Origin of the sequence: Streptomyces aurantiacus (assembly GCF_027107535.1) — a bacterium.
Lineage (GTDB): Bacteria > Actinomycetota > Actinomycetes > Streptomycetales > Streptomycetaceae > Streptomyces.
Window position 1 is genome coordinate 6,253,467 of sequence record NZ_CP114283.1, and the last position, 20,030, is coordinate 6,273,496.

Annotated in this window: 15 protein-coding genes; 9 read left to right on the forward strand and 6 right to left on the reverse strand. The window is 72.5% G+C overall.

Annotation, left to right across the window (positions count from 1 at the left end; translation table 11 throughout):
* Positions 1-47 precede the first annotated feature (47 nt).
* The 3 genes from sigJ (at position 48) to O1Q96_RS30025 (ending at position 5,561) form a co-directional block, all read left to right on the forward strand.
* Positions 48-1,007: an RNA polymerase sigma factor SigJ gene (gene sigJ / locus O1Q96_RS30015; RefSeq protein WP_269251141.1), complete on the forward strand. Its 960-nt coding sequence runs from the start codon at positions 48-50 to the stop codon at positions 1,005-1,007.
* Entirely contained in the window at positions 1,004-2,731 is a 1,728-nt protein-coding gene (gene qcrB / locus O1Q96_RS30020; protein ID WP_269251142.1) for a cytochrome bc1 complex cytochrome b subunit, read from the forward strand. Before sigJ ends, qcrB begins: the two co-directional genes overlap by 4 nt.
* Before the next feature lie 421 nt (positions 2,732-3,152).
* On the forward strand, positions 3,153-5,561 hold the full coding sequence (locus O1Q96_RS30025; RefSeq protein ID WP_269251143.1) for a SpoIIE family protein phosphatase: 2,409 nt from the start codon (positions 3,153-3,155) through the stop codon (positions 5,559-5,561).
* Between the two features lie 53 nt (positions 5,562-5,614).
* On the opposite strand, the gene O1Q96_RS30030 is transcribed toward O1Q96_RS30025, so the two are convergent.
* Complete coding sequence (locus O1Q96_RS30030; RefSeq protein ID WP_331276075.1) at positions 5,615-8,161, reverse strand: RICIN domain-containing protein; 2,547 nt, start codon at positions 8,159-8,161, stop codon at positions 5,615-5,617.
* A gap of 426 nt (positions 8,162-8,587) precedes the next feature.
* Here O1Q96_RS30030 and O1Q96_RS30040 point away from each other — a divergent pair, with 426 nt between their 5' ends.
* Complete coding sequence (locus tag O1Q96_RS30040; protein ID WP_419586971.1) at positions 8,588-9,841, forward strand: SLC13 family permease; 1,254 nt, start codon at positions 8,588-8,590, stop codon at positions 9,839-9,841.
* Positions 9,842-9,985: 144 nt separating this feature from the next.
* Entirely contained in the window at positions 9,986-11,839 is a 1,854-nt protein-coding gene (locus O1Q96_RS30045; RefSeq protein WP_331276076.1) for a glycoside hydrolase family 9 protein, read from the forward strand.
* Between the two features lie 16 nt (positions 11,840-11,855).
* Here O1Q96_RS30045 and O1Q96_RS30050 read toward each other — a convergent pair whose 3' ends face one another.
* A complete protein-coding gene (locus tag O1Q96_RS30050; protein ID WP_269251144.1) occupies positions 11,856-12,791 on the reverse strand; it encodes a helix-turn-helix domain-containing protein in 936 nt (311 codons plus the stop codon).
* 63 nt (positions 12,792-12,854) lie between these two features.
* On the opposite strand from O1Q96_RS30050, the gene O1Q96_RS30055 reads away from it, so the two are divergent.
* On the forward strand, positions 12,855-13,682 hold the full coding sequence (locus O1Q96_RS30055) for a phytanoyl-CoA dioxygenase family protein (protein WP_269251145.1): 828 nt from the start codon (positions 12,855-12,857) through the stop codon (positions 13,680-13,682).
* 31 nt (positions 13,683-13,713) lie between these two features.
* Here O1Q96_RS30055 and O1Q96_RS30060 read toward each other — a convergent pair whose 3' ends face one another.
* Complete coding sequence (locus O1Q96_RS30060) at positions 13,714-14,361, reverse strand: HAD-IA family hydrolase (protein ID WP_269251146.1); 648 nt, start codon at positions 14,359-14,361, stop codon at positions 13,714-13,716.
* A gap of 11 nt (positions 14,362-14,372) precedes the next feature.
* A complete protein-coding gene (locus tag O1Q96_RS30065; protein WP_269251147.1) occupies positions 14,373-15,389 on the reverse strand; it encodes an NAD(P)-dependent oxidoreductase in 1,017 nt (338 codons plus the stop codon).
* Positions 15,390-15,890: 501 nt separating this feature from the next.
* On the opposite strand from O1Q96_RS30065, the gene O1Q96_RS30070 reads away from it, so the two are divergent.
* On the forward strand, positions 15,891-16,736 hold the full coding sequence (locus O1Q96_RS30070) for an endo alpha-1,4 polygalactosaminidase (RefSeq protein ID WP_269251148.1): 846 nt from the start codon (positions 15,891-15,893) through the stop codon (positions 16,734-16,736).
* Between the two features lie 15 nt (positions 16,737-16,751).
* Here the strand turns inward: O1Q96_RS30070 and O1Q96_RS30075 are convergent, their stop codons facing one another.
* Both O1Q96_RS30075 and O1Q96_RS30080 read right to left on the reverse strand, forming a co-directional pair.
* A complete protein-coding gene (locus tag O1Q96_RS30075; RefSeq protein ID WP_269251149.1) occupies positions 16,752-17,279 on the reverse strand; it encodes a flavoprotein in 528 nt (175 codons plus the stop codon).
* 9 nt (positions 17,280-17,288) lie between these two features.
* Positions 17,289-17,747, reverse strand: a complete 459-nt coding sequence (locus O1Q96_RS30080) for a nuclear transport factor 2 family protein (protein WP_269251150.1) — start codon at positions 17,745-17,747, stop codon at positions 17,289-17,291.
* 117 nt (positions 17,748-17,864) lie between these two features.
* On the opposite strand from O1Q96_RS30080, the gene O1Q96_RS30085 reads away from it, so the two are divergent.
* Together O1Q96_RS30085 and O1Q96_RS30090 are read left to right on the forward strand one after the other, a co-directional pair.
* Entirely contained in the window at positions 17,865-18,434 is a 570-nt protein-coding gene (locus O1Q96_RS30085) for a TetR/AcrR family transcriptional regulator (protein WP_269251151.1), read from the forward strand.
* A 118-nt stretch (positions 18,435-18,552) separates the two neighbouring features.
* Positions 18,553-20,013, forward strand: coding sequence for an aldehyde dehydrogenase family protein (locus tag O1Q96_RS30090; protein WP_269251152.1), 1,461 nt, complete (start codon positions 18,553-18,555; stop codon positions 20,011-20,013).
* The last annotated feature ends 17 nt before the right edge of the window (positions 20,014-20,030 follow it).

Here is a 20,030-nt window from a genome sequence, read left to right on the forward strand (position 1 = left end):
GCGTCCGGAGCCCTCGCAGTAGTGAGCGCGCTACGGGAGGCACAGGCATGTCCGAGAGTCCGGCACCGGAGACCACCGAGGTACTGACCACGGCGACCCGGCAGTTCATGGATCAACGCGAGCTGCTGTTCGCGATCGTCTACAACATGCTCGGCGGCGTCGCCGACACCGAGGACGTGCTCCAGGACACCTGGCTGTCCTGGTCGGGCGGTCGCGACCGCTCACCGCACCGGCGGATCGAGAACCCACGCGCGTATCTGGTGCGCGTCGCGGTGAACCACGCGCTGACGCGGCGGGCCGTGATCAGCCGTCGCCGCGAGACGTACGTCGGCCCGTGGCTGCCCGAGCCGCTGGTGGCCGGGCCAGGCGGGGAGGAGCCGGCCGACGCCGCGGACCGCGCCCTGCGTGCCGAGTCCGTCTCCCTGGCGATGCTCGTCGTCCTGGAGTCGCTGACCCCGCTGGAGCGGACGGTGTTCGTCCTCCACGAGGTGTTCGGGTACCCGCACACCGACATCGCGCGGTTCATCGACCGCAGCCCCGCGGCGGTCCGCCAGCTCGCGCACCGCGCCCGCCGTCACGTCCACGCCCGCCGTCCGCTGTACGAGGCGCATCCGCGGGTACGGAGAGAGGCGACCGAGCGCTTCGTCGAGGCCGCGCTCGGCGGGGACATCGGGGCGCTGATGGAGATCCTCGCGCCGGACGTGACGGTGTGGGCCGACGGTGGCGGCAAGCGGCGCCCGGCGGGGCTGCGGCCGGTGCACGGACGGGACAAGGCCATCCGCCTCCTCACCGCCCATGCCTCGCGGCACGGCGTCCAGCACCTGGACATCCGATACCGGCGCGTCAACGGCGACGACTCGGCGGTGCTGTTCGAGGGCCGGTCCCCCTACGCGGTCATGGTCATGGACCTCACCCCGGAGGGCGACCGGGTGTCCGGCGTCTACATCGTCTCCAACCCCGACAAGCTGACGCACGTGCACCTGGGCGAGCCTGAGGGGGACGCGTGAGCGCCACCGGACGCCAGGAGGCCGGGGCGCCTTCCGGCCGACGTGTCGCCGACTGGTTCGACGGCCGCCTGGGCACCCACACCCTCGGCAGGAAGTACCTGCGCAAGGTCTTCCCCGACCACTGGTCGTTCCTGCTCGGGGAGATCTGCCTCTACAGCTTCGTGATCCTGATCCTGACCGGCGTCTATCTGACGCTGTTCTTCCACCCGTCGATGAACGAGGTGACGTACCAGGGCAGTTACGTCCCGCTGAACGGCATCCGGATGTCCGAGGCGTACGCGTCCACGCTGGACATCAGCTTCGACGTGCGGGGCGGTCTGCTGATCCGGCAGATCCACCACTGGGCCGCGCTGATCTTCATCGCCGGAATGCTCATGCACATGATGCGGCACTTCTTCACGGGCTCGTTCCGCAGGCCCCGCGAGGTCAACTGGCTCTTCGGCTGGACACTGCTGCTGCTCGGCCTGTTCGAGGGGCTCTTCGGCTACTCGCTGCCGGACGACCTGCTGTCAGGTACCGGAATGCGGTTCGTGGACGGCGCCATCCTGTCGGTGCCGATCGTCGGGACGTATCTGTCGTTCTTCGTGTTCGGCGGCGAGTTCCCCGGGCACGACATCATCGCGCGCTTCTATTCGCTGCACATCCTGGTGGTCCCGGGGATCATGGCGGCTCTGGTGGTCGCCCATCTGATCCTGGTCGTGTACCACAAGCACACGCAGTTCCCGGGCCCCGGCAGGACCGAACGGAACGTCGTGGGCGCGCCGTTCATGCCGGTCTACCTGGCGAAGGCGGGCGGCTTCTTCTTCCTGGTGTTCGGGGTGATCACGCTCATCTCGGCGATCGCGACGATCAACCCGGTCTGGTCGTACGGCCCCTACCGCGCGGACCAGGTGTCCACGGGAGCCCAGCCCGACTGGTACCTGGGCTTCGCCGAGGGACTGGTGCGCATCATGCCGGGGTGGGAGATCACCGTGGCCGGGCACACGCTGGTCCTCGGTGTGCTCATCCCGATCGTCGTCTTCCCCCTCCTTCTCGTCCTCATCGGTGTCTATCCGTTCGTGGAGTCCTGGGTCACCGGCGACAGGCGCGAGCACCACCTCCTGGACCGACCGCGCAACCGGCCGGTCCGTACGGCCATCGGCGCCGCGTGGATCAGCCTCTACCTCGTCCTGCTCGCGGGCGGGGGCAACGACATCGTGGCCACCCGGTTCCACCTGTCGATCAACACGGTCACCTGGGCGGTCCGGATCGCGGTCCTCGTCGTCCCCGTGGCCGTCTTCGCCGCCACCCGCCGCATCTGCCTGGCCCTCCAACGCCGGGACCGCGAGCTGGTGTTGCACGGCCGTGAGACCGGCGTGGTCACACGGCTCCCGCACGGCGAGTACGTCGAACTGCACCGGCCCCTCTCCCCCGCCGAACTGCACACCCTCACCCAGCACGAGCAGCCGCGGCCGCTCGAACCCGGCCCCGACGAGGACGCGAACGGCGTGCCGCGTCCGAACGGGCGCGTGCCTCGTCTGCGGGCCCGGCTCTCCCGCGCGCTGTACGGCGGCGACTCACAGATCCCGAAGCCGACGGCCGAGGAGTACCGGGAGGCCCACCGGCCCGGTGAGCACCAGCCGGACGAGCAGCGGCCAGGCGAACGTCCCGCGGGCGAACGGCTGGTCGGTGCGCCCTCGGCGGTCGAGCGTCGGGGCGGTGGGGCGGGGCCCCCGGACGGCTGATGCGCGGAACGCCCCGGGTCTCACCGGGGCGACGGCTCCCCGTGGTGAGGGGCCCGTGGTGAGGGGCCCGTCGCCGCACGGACGGCGGTCGCCTCCCGCGGTCACGAAGCGCGGTGAACGGACTTCGGTGGCAGGGGACTTGCGTCCCGCGGCGAGGCGCAGTGCGTGCGACGCGCCCACGGTCTCGGCATGCCGGTGCCCGCGGCCCTGCCGTTCGCGCCGGGCCACCCGCTCGGCCGGCCCGGCGCGAACGGCTCCCGCCGGGCCACCCCGAACCCGATGGCGGCGGGCCGGCCGGGAACGGCGGCCGGGTGCGCGGGCGGGAACCGGTGCGCCGTGTGCGCAGGACCCCGACGCACTACGCTGGAACCCAAGTGACGCACCTGTTCACCGTGAGTGTGCGCGATGGAGCGGCGGCGATGTGAGGAGCCACAGCGATACATCGGGCGACGGCCCGGGCTACCCGTTCGACGAGACCTCCACGGCAAGGGCCGTCATCGACGGTGACGGCATCCTCGTCGAGTGGAACGAAGGCGCCCGGCGTCTGCTCGGCCATGCGCCGGACGATGTCGTGGGCCGTCCCGCCGCGAGCCTGCTGGCACCGGACGCCGTGGCCCTGCCGCGGCCGCCGGCCCACAACCGCTGGAGCGACACGCTGGCGCTGCGCCACGAGGACGGCCGCACGCTCCGCGTATGGCTGCTCGCGCACCGACGGCGGCCCGAGCTCGGCGACCGCAGCGACTGGCTCGTCGTGACCCCGCTGGACAACGGCACACCCGTGGCGCAGGACGAATTCCTCGCCGCCACGTCCGTGGACCAGTCACCCTGCGCGACCGCGATCTTCGACGAGCGACTGCGGCTGCGCAGGGTCAACACGGTGATGGCCGAGACGATGGGCCTGACCGAGGAACGCGTCCGCGGCCTGCGCATCCCCGAGATCGGCGGCAGACCGCAGAACGAGGAGCTGGAAGCAGCCATGCTGCAGGTCCTGCTGACCGGGCGGCGCGACGACGTGGAGACCCTGGGCACCAGCGGCGACAACCGTGCGCTGGCCTGGCTGGCGCGGATGGCGCCGCTGACCGACGCCGACGGCCGGGTGCGCGGTGTCTGCCTGACCGCCCACGACTTCACCGACCAGTACCTCGCCCGCGAGCGCCTGCAGATCGTGAACGAGGCGAGCATCCGAATCGGCTCCACCCTCGACGTCACCCGTACGGCCCAGGAGCTGGCCGACGTCTGTGTGCCCGCGCTCGCCGACTTCGTCAGTGTCGACCTCGTCGATCCCCCCGACCACGGGGGTGAGCCGTACACCGGCCCCGTCCTCGCCCCCGTGAGTCTGCGCCGCGCCGCGCACCTGTCGGTGAACCCCGGCGATCCGGAGGCGGTGGTCAAGCTGGGTCAGATCGACGTCTATCCCGCCGGCTCGCCGCAGGCAGACTCGCTGCTGGCCGGCCGGCCCATCGTGGCCGCGGATCCCACGACCACACTGGCGGAGTGGCTCGCCTGGGACCCGGTGCGCGGGGACCGGGTCAGGGAGCACGGCATCCACTCGACGATGTCCGTGCCCGTCCAGGCCCGTGGCGCGACCCTGGGCGTCGCCGTCTTCACCCGGTTCAGGCGGCCCGACCCCTTCACCGCCGACGACGTGCTGCTCGCCGAGGAGGTCACGGCCAGGGCAGCCGTCTGCATCGACAACGCCCGCCGCTTCTCCCGGGAGCGCGAGACCGCGATCGCCCTGCAGCGCAGCCTGCTGCCGCGGTCCCTGCCGCGCACGGCCGCCGTCGAGGCCGCCTCGCGCTATCTGCCCGCGGCGCGGGCCGGGGTCGGCGGTGACTGGTTCGACGTGATCCCGCTGTCGGGAATGCGGGTCGCCATGGTCGTCGGGGACGTCGTCGGCCACGGCGTGCAGGCGTCGGCCACCATGGGCCGGCTGCGGACCGCCGTGCGCACGCTCGCCGACATCGACCTGGCACCGGACGAACTGCTGACCCACCTCGACGACCTGGTCGTCCGGCTCTCCGCCGAGGCGGGCAGCGAGGGCACCACGGGCGAGGTCGGCGCCACCTGTCTGTACGCGGTCTACGACCCGGTCACCCGTCGCTGCACACTCGCCCGGGCCGGGCATCCGCCACCGGTGATGCTCCCGCCCGGCGGCCCGCCCGAGGAGATCGACGTACCGCCGGGGCCGCCGCTGGGCCTGGGCGGGCTGCCCTTCGAGTCGATCGAGCTGAGGCTCGCGGAGGGAACCGTCCTCGCCCTCTACACCGACGGCCTGGTCGAGAGCCGCGACCGCGACGTCGACGAGAGCCGCGGCCTCCTGTACCGGGCACTGGCCCAGCGCCCGGACTCCCTCGACGAGACGTGCCACGACGTCCTCCAGTCGCTGCTGCCGCCCACCGGCGCCTCGGACGACGTGGCCCTGCTGCTCGCCCGCACGAAGGGTCTGCCGACCTCCCAGGTGGCGACCTGGGACATCCCGGCCGATCCCGCTCTCGTCGGCCCGATCCGCAAGCAGGCCGTGCAGCAGCTGACCGTCTGGGAACTGAACGAGGCGGCGTTCACGACCGAGCTCGTGGTCAGCGAACTCGTCACCAACGCCATCCGGTACGGGGAACGCCCGATCCGGCTGCGCCTCATCCACAACACCACCACGCTGATCGTGGAGGTGTCGGACTCCAACCACACCGCGCCGCACCTGCGCCGTGCCAAGACGTTCGACGAGGGCGGCCGCGGTCTGCTCCTGGTCGCCCAGCTCACCCAGCGCTGGGGCAGCCGCCACACCACCGAGGGCAAGACGATCTGGGCGGAACTGACGCTCGGTGAGGACTGAGACGCGCCACGAGGACCGTTCCGGGCGGCCTGTCCCCGTGGCGACGGGCAGCGTCAGCGGCCGCCGTACCCGCCACCTCCATAGCCTCCGCCGCCGTACGGATAGCCGCCGCCGTATCCGCCTCCTCCGTAGCCACCGCCGTAGCCACCGGGCCAGCAGTAGTAGCCGTAGCACGAGGCACCGGAGGCGGAGGGCGTGGGCTGCGGGGTCGGGGACGCCGCGGGAGGTGTGGGCTTCGGCTCGGGTGGCCGCGGCGTGCGGCTGGGCTTCGGTTCACCGTTGGGCGTCGGCCGCACCGGGTCCCTGTTCGTGTACGAGGTGATCCACTCCATCTGGAGCGAGTCCACCGACGCGTCCATCTCCCAGCGCTGCGCCGGCCCGTCGTCACGGGTCTTCAGGACGAGCCCCGTCTCCTCGTCCCCCGAGACCGGGGCCAGCGCGAGGGTCGGCTGCCCCAGGGGCACCAGGTTGCCCGCGAGGGTGAAGTCGTAGCGGGCGCTCTCCCGGTTCTTCTCGCCCTCGCACGACCCCAGGCGGACGGAGGAGGGAAGCCGGGAGTCGAGGCACAGATCCTCGTCGGCCAGGCTCCGCAGCAGCCCGTCGCTCTCGTACGACCACTGCTGGCGCTCCGAGGAGGTGCAGGTGGCGAGGACGACCTCCGCGCCCACGGCCGCCTTGCCGTCGGCGACACCGACGCAGTCACCGCTGTCCTGGTTGCGCAGCCGTCCGCGCTGCGTGCCGGAATCCGCGTCGCCGACACCGATCCGCGTCGGACGCTCCTCCGGTTCCTCCGCGGCCGTCCCGGAACCCGAGTCGGAGGACGGCGTGACGTCGTCACCGCCGCCGGACCACAGAACCAGCGGCACAAGGACGCATCCGCTCACCGCGAGCACGGCCAGGGCGAGGTTGCGGCGCTTCAGGAACCGCTTCTTCTCCGGATCGCCGACGGGGCTCGCATCGGGGTGCGGGGGAAGCCGCAGGGCGTGGCGGGGGCCGGAGTTCGAGGCATGGCCGGCGGCCGGCTGTGAGCCGGTGCCGGGGCGGAGGTCCGCGACGGTGCCCGTGAACGAATCGATACCCGTGTGAGGGGCGATGCCCGGAGCCGGGTCGACCCGTGCACTCGGATCGACACCCGGATCCGGGTTGTCACCGACGTACGGGGCGGCACTCGGATACGGGGGCGCACCCGGATACGGGTGGGTACCCGGGTACGCGCCGCTCTCCGCGCCCGGCAGGGCATCCGCGCCCCCGTGCGAGTGGGCATACGGGTCGCTGCCGGCGCTCTCCGGGGACCCGGCGGGCGGCTGAGGCACGGCTCCCTGACCGGCATCCGCGCCGGGGCGGGGGCTCGTGTCCACGGGGTCACCGACGGCCCGGTGAGCCCCGTCCGTGGTCCCCGTCCCCACGCCTTCCGCCGCGAAGGCGGCGGAAGGCGGATGCGAGCCTGCTTCCGGGTGGGGGCCGGCCTCCGCCCTGGGGCTCGGGCCCCACACGGAGTCGGTATCCGGGTAGCGGGCGGCTCCGGAGCTGAGCGGGGAGTCCACGGAGACCTCGTCGGCCGGGTCACGTCCGGCACCCGGGTGGACGCCGATGCCCGAGAACGGACCAGGACCCGAGTGGGGGCCCGCCCCGTACGGGGTGGAACCTTGGTGCGGGCCTGCCCCCGGATACGGGCCGAAACCAGGGTGCGGGCCGGTGCCCGCGTACGGGTCCGTCTCCGGCGCCGTGAACAGCACGCGCCCGGCGTTCGTCTCCTCGGCACCGGTACGGCGCCCGGGCCTGGAGTCGAGATATTCCTGAGCCGCCCATCCCAGTACCCCTTCGGCCAGCAGGACGGCCAGACGGCCGTCCGACTGCCTCAGCTGTTCGGCCGAGTACTGGCAGTGGCCGCAGTCGGCGATGTGCTGCCGCAGATCGGGGTCGACGCTGTTGCCGCCGCGCCGGAGCGAGACGTCGAGGAGCCGGCTGTAGCGGCGGCACTCGTCGTCGGGGGCGAGTTCGCGATGGGCTTCGAGGCAGTTCTGCCGCAGCAGTTCCCGAGCGCGTTCCAGGGCCTGGGGAGCGTCCTCGGCCGCGATGCCGAGCAGGCGGGCCGGGACCGCGAGTTCCTCGGCCTCGACCTCCGCGTGCCACAGCAGGCATCGGGCGGCCTCCGGCAGCCGCTGGAAAGCGCGCGACACCAGGCGCCGGTTCTCGGGCGGAAGCAGCAGCGCCGCCGCCCGGCCGTTGTCGCCGGGTGCGGACTGCAACTCGGGGTGGAGCAGCCCGCGGCGCTTGTCCGCGTCCCACTCGCCGGCTATTCGGCGCACGGCGACCAGCAGTTCCGGCCGCCACGCCGCCCGGGGCCCGACCTGGCGGACCGATTCCCCGAAGAGCCGGGTGAATGCGGCGGTGGTGAGCATTCCTGCGTACTGCACACCGTTCGTGCACAGCCGGGCGTACGAGAAGACAGGCACCCAGTGCCGTCCCAGCAGTTCCCCGGCGGGATAGTGGGCGGGCCGCTTGCCCGACCCCTTCTTCAGGTCTGCCGCGAGCCGTTCGTCGGTCGTATCGAACAAGCTGCCGGTCGAGGGGGAATTCGACGGGGTCGCGTCGTTCACGTGCACTTTCCTCCAGAGCCCCTTGCAGAAATAGTCCATACCAAGGGGTACGGAAAACATTGTCTGCACGCTGACAAGGTGCACCTTGACACAGCGAACCCTCCAGCAACAAGAGAACGCTCTCAATCCCGTTTCTCCCGGCCGCCCTTTGACAGAGACAAACTGTCAACAGAGGCTCCCGCCAATGCGATTCGGATTGAAAAGGCCTCAAGTTACTTGAGGTAAGTACCGTTTTGATGCAACTGGACCTGCGGCAGGGCCCGCTATTCCGTTGGAATATGCAACTCAAGAACGAGCAGAAGTGACCGAGAGGAAGGACCGGAGGGCGACACTCGCACCCCCGTTCGCCTGCCCGACCCGCCCTCTGATTCGATTGAGCGAAACCGACAATCACTTTCCGAAGGACCCGCCCTGAGTTCCGCACTCGTGACCGTTCTTTCCGCCGCTCTGCTCGTGGCGGTACTCGCCGGTGCCGTGATCCGGCCGTTCGGACTGCCGGAAGCCACCGTGGCGGTCCCGGCCGCGGGCGTGGTGATGGCGACCGGCGCCATCTCCCTCGACCACGCGCGCGCCGAGGCGGAACTGCTCGGTCCGGTCGTCGGCTTTCTCGCCGCGGTGCTCGTACTGGCCAAGCTCTGTGACGACGAGGGGCTCTTCCAGGCCTGCGGCGCCTGGCTGGCCCGTACGTCGAAGGGAAGTCCGCAGCGGCTACTGGCCGCCAACTTCCTTCTCGCGTCGGTCATCACGGCCGTACTGAGCCTGGACGCCACGGTCGTCCTGCTCACTCCGGTGGTGTTCGCGACCGTGGCCCGCCTCGGTGCCCGCCCCAAGCCCCACGTGTACGCCTGCGCCCATCTGTCGAACACGGCGTCGCTGCTGCTGCCCGTCTCCAACCTCACCAACCTGCTCGCGTTCACGGCCAGCGGCCTGAGCTTCACCAGGTTCGCGCTGCTGATGGGCCCCGCCTGGGCCGTGGCCATCGCCGCCGAGTACCTGGTCTTCCGGCGCTTCTTCGCCGACGACCTCAAGGGCGACGCCGCCGAACCTGCCGACACCGACACCGACGGCGTCACCGTCGAGATGCCCGTCTTCGCGCTGGCCACGGTCGCCTGCACCCTCGCGGGCTTCGTCGTGACGTCCGCACTGGGCGTCGAACCGGCCTGGGCGGCCTTCGCCGGCGCCCTCGTACTGGCCGGCCGCGCGCTGGTCCGCGGGCGCACCACCGCGCTCGCCGTCGTTCGGGCCACCTCGCTGCCCTTCCTCGCCTTCGTGCTGGCCCTGGGCATCGTGGTACGCGCCGTGGTCGACAACGGCCTCTCCGGCGCGCTCGGTCACCTGGTCCCGGACTCGTCGGGCCTGATGGCCCTGCTCGGCATCGCGGCCCTCGCCGCCCTGCTGGCCAACCTCATCAACAACCTCCCGGCGGTCCTGGTCCTGCTGCCCCTGGCCGCGGCGGCCGGCCCCGGACCGATCCTCGCCGTGCTGCTCGGGGTGAACATCGGCCCGAACCTCACGTACGCCGGTTCCCTGGCGACCCTGCTGTGGCGACGGATCGTCCACCAGCACGACCACGACGTCGAACTCGGTGAGTTCACCCGCCTCGGCCTGATCACCGTGCCCGCCACACTGATCCCGGCCGTGGCGGCGCTCTGGGTCTCGCTGCGTGTGTTCGGGAGCTGAAGCGCCCGCGCGGCGAGGTCGTGCGCGGAGCATTGACGCCGTGACATGGTCATGCAATGCTCCCGTTTGGGAGCGCTCCCACAGCCCGGCCGCCCGCACGCGGCGGCATCCATGGACCCCGTTCCAGGCACCGGGAGGCGCTCCATGCTCACGTTCCGGCACGTGCACCGACGCCCCACGAAACGACGTACCGCGAGACGCGCCGCGGCCGGCCTGCTGACGGCGGCCCTGCTCTCCGGCGGACTGGCCCTCGCGCCCGGCGCGACCGGCGCTCCGTCCGCCGCCGATCCCGCCGCCGCCGCGACCACGCCCGTGCGGGTCAACCAGGCCGGCTATCTGCCGAACGGCCCCAAACGCGCCACGGTGGCCACCGCGGCCACCCAGCCACTCACCTGGCAGCTGCGCAACACGTCCGGTGCCGTGGCCGCCTCCGGCCGGACCGTCGTACGCGGCGCCGACGCGGCCTCGGGCGAGGCGACCCACGTGGCGGACTTCTCCGCGTACCGCAAGGGAGGCCGCGGATTCGTCCTGGTGGTCGACGGGCGGAGCAGCGCCCCCTTCGACATCCGCGCGGACCTCTACGACGGCCTGCGCTCCGACGCCATGGCCTTCTTCTACCACCAGCGCAGCGGCACGCCGATCGAGGCCTCGCTGGTGGGCCCCTCGTACGCGCGGCCCGCCGGGCATCTCGGCGTCGCCCCGAACCAGGGCGACACGAACGTCCCGTGCCAGCCGGGGGTGTGCGACTACACGCAGGACGTCCGGGGCGGCTGGTACGACGCGGGCGACCACGGCAAGTACGTGGTCAACGGCGGGATCTCCGTCTGGCTGCTCGTCGACTCGTTCGCGCGGTCCGAGCGGGCGGGCACCGCGTCGGCACTGGGCGACTCGACCCTGCGCGTCCCCGAGCGCGGCAACGGCGTGCCCGACGTGCTGGACGAGGCACGCTGGGAGCTCGACTTCCTCATGCGGATGCAGGTGCCGGACGGCAAGCCGTACGCCGGTATGGCCTTCCACAAGATTCACGACGCGGCCTGGACGGGTATTCCGACCCGGCCCGAGCTGGACGCCCAGCCGCGCGAGTTGCACCGGCCGTCCACCGCGGCCACGCTCAACCTCGCCGCCACGGCGGCGCAGTGCGCGCGCGTCTTCGAGCCGTACGACTCCCCGTACGCGAAGCGGTGCCTGGGTGTGGCCCGCACGGCGTGGGCCGCGGCGAAGGCCAACCCCGCGATCTACGCGCCGGAATCGGACAGCACGGGCGGCGGCCCCTACAACGACACCCAGGTCACCGACGACTTCTACTGGGCGGCGGCCGAGCTGTACGCGGCGACCGGCGAGCGCGCCTACCGGGACGCGGTCACCTCCTCGCCCTGGCACACGTCGTCCGGCGCGCTCACCCCGACCGGCTTCAACTGGGCCGACACGGCGGCGCTCGGCCGGCTGACCCTGGCGACCGTGCGCAACAAACTGCCCGCGTCCGACATCAGGCGCGTCCGGGCCTCCGTGACGGCCGCGGCCGACGGCCACCTCGCCATGATGGCCGGGCAGGGCTACGCGGTGCCCATCCCCGCCAACGGGTACGTGTGGGGCTCCAACAGCCAGGTCACCAACAACGCGATCGTCATGGCCACCGCCTACGCGCTGACCGGTCAGCAGCGCTACCGGGCGGGGGTGCTGGAGGCGATGGACTACCTGCTGGGCCGCAACACTCTGGACCTCTCGTACGTGACCGGCTACGGCGACTCCTACGCCCGCAACCAGCACCACCGGTTCTGGGCGAACCAGTACGACGCCTCGACGCCGAACCCGCCGGCCGGCTCCCTCGCGGGCGGTCCCAACAGCGGTCTGCAGGACCCGGTGGCGCAGGAGAAGCTGGCCGGCTGCGCGCCCGCGGCCTGCTACATCGACGACATCGGCTCGTACGCGACGAACGAGGTGACGGTCAACTGGAACGCGCCGCTGGCCTGGCTCGCGGCCTTTGCCGCGGAGCGCTGACCGGCACGCGCTCCGGTCACGGCGGCTGTCGGCTACGGAGCCTCGCCCGGTACGTACCGGGCGGGGCTCCGTAGCGCTGTCGGAAGACCCGGCTGAAGTGGAACGGGCTGGCGAAGCCGGCGGCTGACGCGATCCGTTCCACCGGCAGGTCGGTCGCCTCCAGCAGCCGCGCGGCGTGCAGCAGCCTGGCGGCGAGCAGCGCCCGCATCGGGGACCGGCTGAGCTGCCGGGTGAAGAGGTGGGCGAAACGGGAGGGCGACAGTGACACCCCCGCGGCCAGCGTCTCCACCGTGTGCGGCGCCCCTGGGTCGGCGGCGATGCGCGCCTCGGCCCGGCGGATCCGCGGGTCGACGCCGGACGGTTCCGCTGCGCCGCGTGCCGTGGCGGTGGCAAGGAGGACGATCGATTCCAGGGAGCAGAGGGTCAGTTCGCGGGCGGCGGTGCCGTGGGCCACGGCGACCCGCCCGTCCCCGGCTGCCGCCCCGGATTCCCCGGTTTCCCCGGCGGGCGGGGGGCCTTCCCCGGTCCAGCGCGCGTCGGCGAGCATCCGTGCGAACGCCTGCTCCAGCCGGTCCCTGACACCGGCCGGAACCGGCGTGACGGCATACAGCCGGTCGCCGCGGACGTACGGCCTCAGCCAGTCCGTCCAGGCCGGCCGCGGCTGGCAGTGGGCCCACCAGAACGCCCACCGCCGTGCGCCCGGCGCGACCGCGTAGTGGTGGGGCACGCCGGGGCCGAGGACGACCAGGTCACCCGCACCCGCCCTGCTCTGCGTCGCACCCTGGGCCAGGCGCCCCTCACCTCCCGTGGTCCAGGTGAAGAGCCAGCTGTCGGCGCCGTGCGGCCGGCTGATGCTGTAACCGGGGCGCTGATCGAAGCGGCCGACGGTCACCAGGCCCGGCGGAGGGGACGGCGCAGCAGTCTCGGGCAACTCGTCAGCACGCACAGGCATCCTCCGGGAAAGCGCTTTTGCCTAGCGTGAGGCATACGGACACCGAGGCGAAGGAGCGATCGTATGGCAGTCACGGACAGGGGAACCGCCGGCGCAGCGGCCGGGGACCTCGTGCGGCACTTCGAGGAGGACGGCTTCACCGTGGCGCGCGGGCTGTTCGCCCCGGCGGAGATCGACGCGCTGTGTTCCGAGTTCGCCGCGCTGCACTCCGCCGGGCCGGTGCCCGGGCACTTCGAGCCCCGCGCGACCGGGACCGCCGGGTCCGCCGACCCGCTGTACGTCTTCCCCCGGGTCATGAACCCGCACCGCATCAACGGAACGGCCCGGCGCTTCCTCCTCGAACCCCGGCTGCGCGCGGTGCTCGAACTCCTGCTGGGCGAGGAGGTGCTGGCCGCGCAGAGCATGTTCTACTTCAAGCCGCCGGGAGCCCGCGGGCAGGCCCTGCACCAGGACAACTTCTATCTGCGGGTGGAGCCGGGCACGTGCGTGGCCGCCTGGATCGCCTGCGATGTGATCGACCGCGGGAACGGCGGCCTGGAGGTCGTCCCGGGCACCCACGGCATGGACGTGTTCTGCCCGGAAGAGGCCGACGAGGGGGTGTCGTTCGCCCGCGAGTACGTGCCGCCGCCGCCCGGCCTGTCCGCCGTGCCGGTCGACATGGAACCGGGAGACGTCCTCTTCTTCAACGGCAGCCTGGTGCACGGTTCCGGACCCAACCACAGCGGCGACCGCTTCCGCCGCTCGTTCATCGGCCACTACGTGGGCCGCTCCGCGGAGCGCATCGGCCGCTACTACCCCACCCTGTCGATGGGCGGGGAGCCCGTGCCGCTGCTGGAGAGCGAGGGTGCCGGCCCGTGCGGCACGGAGTTCGCGCCGACGGGACCGCACTGAGCACGGGCCGCTCCGAGTCCGGAGCACCGGCTCAGGACCGCAGCAACTCCGCCGTACCCAGGTCCAGTACACCGTCGTGCCAGGTCAGCCCGCGCAGGTCGCGTACGACGACGGGCGCGCCGGTGTCCAGGCCGCGCGGCCCGACGCCGATGACGTACGCACCGGCCGCCGCCCCCGCCGTGGCGCCCGCGGCACTGTCCTCGAAGACGACGGTCCGCGCCGGGTCCACGCCGAGCCTGGCGGCCGCCGCGCGGTAGCCGTCGGGGGCGGGTTTGCCGTGGCTGACGTCGTCCGCGGTGACGAGCACGGGCGGCAGGGGCAGACCCGCGGCGGCCAGGCGGGCCCGGGCCAGCCCCGTGACTCCTGAGGTCACGACGGCCCAACTGCCCCGCGGCAGGCCCGTCAGCAGGTCGAGGGCGCCGGGCAGGGCGGTCGTGGTGGCGGCCGCCTCGATCTCCAGGCGGTCGATCTCGGCGAGGGCCGCGGGCCGTTCCCCGGGGTCGGTCACGAGCAGCGCGACGGTGTCGGCGGAGCGCCGTCCGTGCACCATCGCCGTGACCCGCTCGGCGGGCAGCCCGTGGGCGCGGGCCCACTCGCTCCACGCCTGGTCGACGCCGAGGTCGGAGTCGACGAGGACGCCGTCGTTGTCGAAGAGGAGACCCTCGCAGGGGATGTTCATGTCCGGGCCCTTCAGGTGACGGGACGGTTGCGGTAGCGGCCGACGAGTTCCCGTGCGGCGGCCTGCATACGGGCGGGCGGCAGTCCCTGGGCCAGCAGGGTGAGGTCGTCGACGACCATGTCGCCGATGCTCAGGAAGGCGTCCGGGATGCCGCCCGCCCGGTGGGCGGAGAGCACCAGTCCCTCCAGGGTTCGGGCGGGGTCGTCGGCGGCGACGGGTTCGGCGGGCCAGACGTCGACGCCCGCGAGAACACGGCCCTCGGCGACCCGGGTGAGCAGCGCGGGGAAGTCCACGACCGGTGCCCGGCTGACGAGGACCAGCCTGGCCCCGTCGGGCAGCAGAGCGAGTTCGCGCTCGCCGAGCAGGTGGCGGCTGTCGTCGGTGACGGTGGCGAGAACGAAGACGAACGTGCTGCGGGCCAGGGTCTCGTCGAGCGTGGCCGGTACGAGACCCTGCTCGCGCAGGACGGCGGGCGGCAGCCAGGGGTCGTACACGCGCAGGGTCGGGCGGAAGGGCGCGAGGAGGGGGTGGAGGCTGCGGCCGAGGTTCCCGAACCCGATCAGGCCGACGTCCGCACCGCGCAGCAGTACGGCGTCGGCGTTCCCGTCGGACACGTACCGCTCCCGTCCGGCGCGGAAGGCGCGGTCCTCGCGGCTGATGCCGCGCGCGAGGTCGAGCGCGAGCCCGAGGGCGTACTCGGCGACGGCCTGCGCGTAGGCGGGCCCGCAGCCCAGGACGTGGATGCCGCGCCGGAAGCACGTGTCGTAGTCGACGTTCGGGAAGAAGTTGCCCTCGACGTTGAGCAGAGCCGTCAACCCGGCCGCACGGGCCAGTCGTTCGGCCGGCAGGTCGGGCTGGCCGACGATGGCGAAGGCGTCCGGCAGGGCCTGGTCGAGGGCTTCCTCGGTGTCCGGTTCGACGACGGTGAAGCGGTCGTGGAGGCGGGCCAGCGCGCCGGGGCTGAAGATGCGTTCCCTGGGGTGGGGGGCGGCGCGCAGGATCACGAGCGGCTTGTGCGTGGTGCTCACGGGTCTCCTTGCGTCCGTCACGGTCCTCCTCGCGTCCATGCGCGGCGGGTGCGTCCGTGCGGGGGCGGGCGTCGGCCTGACGGAACGGTAGCCCGGCGCCGCCGGTGCGGCAGCACGGCGGGTCGCTACCCGTACCGGAGCGTCGGGAACCTCCCGCGGCGAGTCGGACGGTGCGGCGCGCACCGGGGCTCGGGCCGTGCCGGCGGCCGCTTCGAAGGTCCTCGCAGGGCTCGGTGCCCGGCCGTGGACGGAGCGCGCCCTCGCGCCGCCGCCGGGGTGACGGGGCCGTCCGTCGCCGGGGCGGGGCGGGCATACGGGCGCCGTCCACGCGGACTTGACGTGCGACTTCTCGCGCGCTTTGATCCAGACGTGCCGAGGCGCGCAGCCCGGTACGCAGAGGTACGCCCAGCCGGTGGCGGACAAGGTTCCCAGCCCGGCCGAAGTCGCCAGGATCGTCACCGGGTCCGAGGCGGGGACGTACTCGCGACCGTTGGAGCGGACATGCCCGCCATGCGTGGCGCCCGCGCGGGACTCGTCAGGGCGGCCGCCGCCCTGATCGCCCTCGCGGCCCTGGCCTCCTGTACGTCGGACGGCGACGGCAGGGGTCCCGACGAGGCCAGGAGGCCGAGTCCCGGGGCGGTACGGCTGCCGCCGGTGCACGCCGGTTTCGACTACCAGATCGGCGGCGCCTATCCACCGCCGTCCGGTGTCCGCGTCGTGGCCCGCGACCGCGGCGCCGAACCCGCGCGCGGCCTCTACAACATCTGTTACGTCAACGCCTTCCAGGCCCAGCCCGACGAACAGGACGACTGGCCGGACGACCTGCTGCTGCGGGACGAGGGCGGTGAGGTCGTCATCGACCGCGACTGGGACGAGCCGTTGCTGGACATCGGCACACCGGACAGGCGCAAGCGTGTCGCGGCCCGGGTGAACGCATGGATCGACGGCTGCGCGGACAAGGGCTACGACGCCGTCGAGCCGGACAACTACGACAGTTACACCCGCTCGCGCGGGCTGCTGAGCGCGGACGACGCCACGTCCTTCGTCAGGCTGCTCTCGGCGCACGCGCATGCCCGGGGTCTGGCCATCGCCCAGAAGAACGCCGTGGAACTGGCAGACAGGCGCTCCCGGGCCGGGCTGGACTTCGCGGTGGTGGAGGAGTGCGGCGCGTACGACGAGTGCGGCGCGTACGCCGAGGCGTTCGACGACCGGGTCGTGGTCGTGGAGTACACCGACAGCGGGCTGCGCAAGGCCCGTTCGGGATTCGGCGACCGGCTGAGCATCGTGCGCCGGGATGTGATGGTGTCGACGCCGGACAGCGCCGCCTATGTCCGCAGGACCAGCTGAGCCGGGACCCGCCAGTCAGGTCCCGGCTCGGCGGCCGAGCAGGTCCAGGGCCTGCTCCCAGTGGAATCCGCGCTGCGCCGGGCCGCCGAAGGCGTGTTCCCCGAAGCGGACCCCCATCCCGCGCAGTCGTTCCAGGCTGTCGCGGTAGGCGGGGTGGGCGGTCAACGCCTCGCTCACGCACGGCAGTACGGAGATCGGCACGCCCATCCCGTACGCCTCGCAGAGGGTGCCCAGGGCGAGGGTGTCGGAGATCCCGGCCGCCCATTTGTTGACGGTGTTGAAGGTCGCGGGCGCCACGGCGACGGCGTCCGGGTCCGGGAACGGGCGCGGGTCGCCGGGCGAACGCCACGCGGACCTGACCGGCCGGCCGGTCTGCGCCTCGACCGCCGCGGTGTCGAAGAAGCCCGTGGCGAGCGGGGTCGCGATGACGCCGACGTCCCAGTTCCGCTGTTGTGCCAGGGTGATCAGCCCGCCGACGCCGTCGGCGACCTGGGCGGCGCAGACGACGACGTAGAGAAAGGGGTTGCGGGCCTGTTCGGTCACCCGGGAACCCTACTGAACCGGGAACGACTCCCCTCGCTCGGAGTCCGGCCGCGAGCCGTGGATGCGGCGCTCGCTCTCCTCGATCGCCACGTCGTCGATGCTGGCCTCGCGCCGGGTCATGAGGCCGTGCTCGTCGAACTCCCAGAGCTCGTTGCCGTACGAGCGCCACCACTGGCCGTCGGCGTCCCGGCACTCGTACTGGAAGCGCACGGCTATGCGGTTGCCGTCGAACGCCCAGAGGTCCTTGCGCAGGGCGTACTCCTCCTCGCGCCGCCACTTCGCACCGAGCAGCTCCACGATCTCGGCGCGGCCGGTGACGAAGGTGTCGCGGTTGCGCCAGACCGAGTCCTGCGAGTAGGCGAGCGAGACCTTCAGCGGATCGCGGGTGTTCCAGGCGTCCTCGGCCGCCTGGACCTTCTGGGCGGCGGTCTCCCGGGTGAAGGGCGGCAGGGGCGGGCGGTCGGTCATGACGCGTTCCTCTCGGCAGCGGGTGCGGGCCCCCGGGAGAACGTACGTTCTCCCGGGTGGCTGTTAACGTAGAGAACGATGGTTCTCGCGTCAATACGTCAGGGAGTGAGCCGGTACATGGACAGCGTGGTCGCCAGGGAACGGGCCCTGGACGCGGCGGAGACCCTGTTCTACGGGCGGGGCATACAGTCCGTCGGCATGGACGACGTCCGCGGCACCTCGGGGGTCTCACTCAAGCGCCTCTACCAGCTGTTTCCCGCCAAGGAGCACCTGGTGGTGGCGTACCTGGAGCGGCGCGACATCCGCTGGCGGCAGGCGCTCGCCGAGCACGTGGACGGGCACGAGGACGCACGGCGGCGGATCCTCGCGGTCTTCGACTGGCTGGGCGACTGGTTCCGCCAGGCCGACTTCCGCGGCTGCGCCTGGATCAACTCGTACGGCGAGCTCGGCGCCACGTCGGAGCCGGTCGCCGCTCAGGTCCGCGCCCACAAGCGGGCGTTCAAGGACTACCTGGCGGACCTGGCGGGCGAGGCAGGGCTGCCCGCGGAGCTGGCCGGGCAGCTGCACCTGCTGGCCGAGGGCGCCATGGTCGCCGCCGCCATCGAGCGGAGCGCGGAGCCCGCCGCCCGGGCCGGGCGGGCGGCCCGGACCCTGGTCGAGGCCTGCGACGGGGCAACCGGCCATTGACTGATGCCCCGTCGGGTTGCAGACTTCAATTGAAGATTCAACGGACGATTGTTCACCTGGCGAACGCGCGCGGTTCCGTCGCGGAACGCGCCGCGTCGCACGACGGGAAGAGCCGCGCATGACCCTCCATCGTGACCTGCTGATCGGCGGCAAGGACCTGCCCGCGGCCTCCGGCCGCACCGCCGAGGACGTCAATCCCTACAGCTCGCAGGTGTACGCCACGGTCGCCGCGGCCGGCGTCGAGGACGTCACCCGGGCCGTGGACGCCGCCGACGCCGCGTTCGAGGGGTGGGCCGCGCTCGGCCCGGCGCAGCGGCGCAAGATCTTCCTCACCGCGGCCGACCTCCTGGAGGCCCGTACCGACGACGCCGTACGGATCATGGCGGGCGAGGTCGGCGGCACCCGGCCGTGGGCCATGTTCAACGTCGCTCTCGCCGCGAACATCCTCCGCGAGGCGGCCGCCGCCGTGACCGCGCCGCGCGGAGAGGTACTGAGCGCGCAGAAGGAAGGCGCGCTGGGACTCGCGGTGCGCGAACCCGTCGGTGTCGTGGCCGCCTTCTCCCCCTGGAACGCCCCGGTCATCCTGGGCGTCCGGGCGGTCGCCGCGCCGCTCGCCGCGGGCAACACCGTGGTGATGAAGCCGAGCGAGGACGCGCCGATCGCGTGCGGTCTGTTCGTCGCGGACGTCCTGCGCGACGCGGGCCTGCCCGACGGCGTCCTGAACGTGATCACCAACGCCCCCGAGGACGCGGCCGCCGTCGCCGAAGCACTGGTGGCCGACGAGCGCGTACGGGCCGTCAACTTCACCGGCTCCACGGGCGTCGGCCGGATCATCGGCGTGCACGCGGCCCGGCACCTGAAGCCCGCGGTCCTCGAACTCGGCGGCAAGAACTCGGTGATCGTGCTGGACGACGCCGACGTCGACTACGCGGTCGACGCCGCCGTCTTCTCCGTCTTCATGAACGCAGGCCAGATCTGCATGTCCGCCGACCGGATCCTCGTGCACGAGAGCCTGGCCGAGGAGTTCACCGCCAAGTTCACCGCGAAGACCGAGTCGCTCGCGTCCGGTGACCCCGCCGATCCGCACACCGTCGTCGGCCCGCTCGTCACCCGGGACGCCGCCCGCCGGGTCGCGGCGCTCGTGGAGGACGCCGTCACCAAGGGCGCGACCGTCCTCACCGGCGCCGGCGCCCCCGAGGGCGCGGTGCACCCGGCGACCGTCCTCACCGACCTGCCGGAGGAGGCCGAGCTGTACCGGGGCGAGGCCTTCGGCCCGGTCGCCGTGATCAGCACCTTCACCACGGACGACGAGGCGGTCTCCTTCGCCAACGCCACGGAGCACGGTCTGACCTGCGGGATCATCACCGAGAACGGCACCCACGGGCTCAGGGTCGCCCGCCGGATCCGTACCGGCATCGTGCACGTCAACGACCAGTCCGTCGCCGACGAGCCGAACGCCCCCTTCGGCGGGTTCAAGGGCAGCGGATACGGGCGCTTCGGCGGACGCTGGGGCATCGAGGCGTTCAGCAACACCCGCTGGGTGACGCTCGGCACGCAGCAGGCGCACTTCCCCTTCTAGTTCCAGGAGTGCCGGGC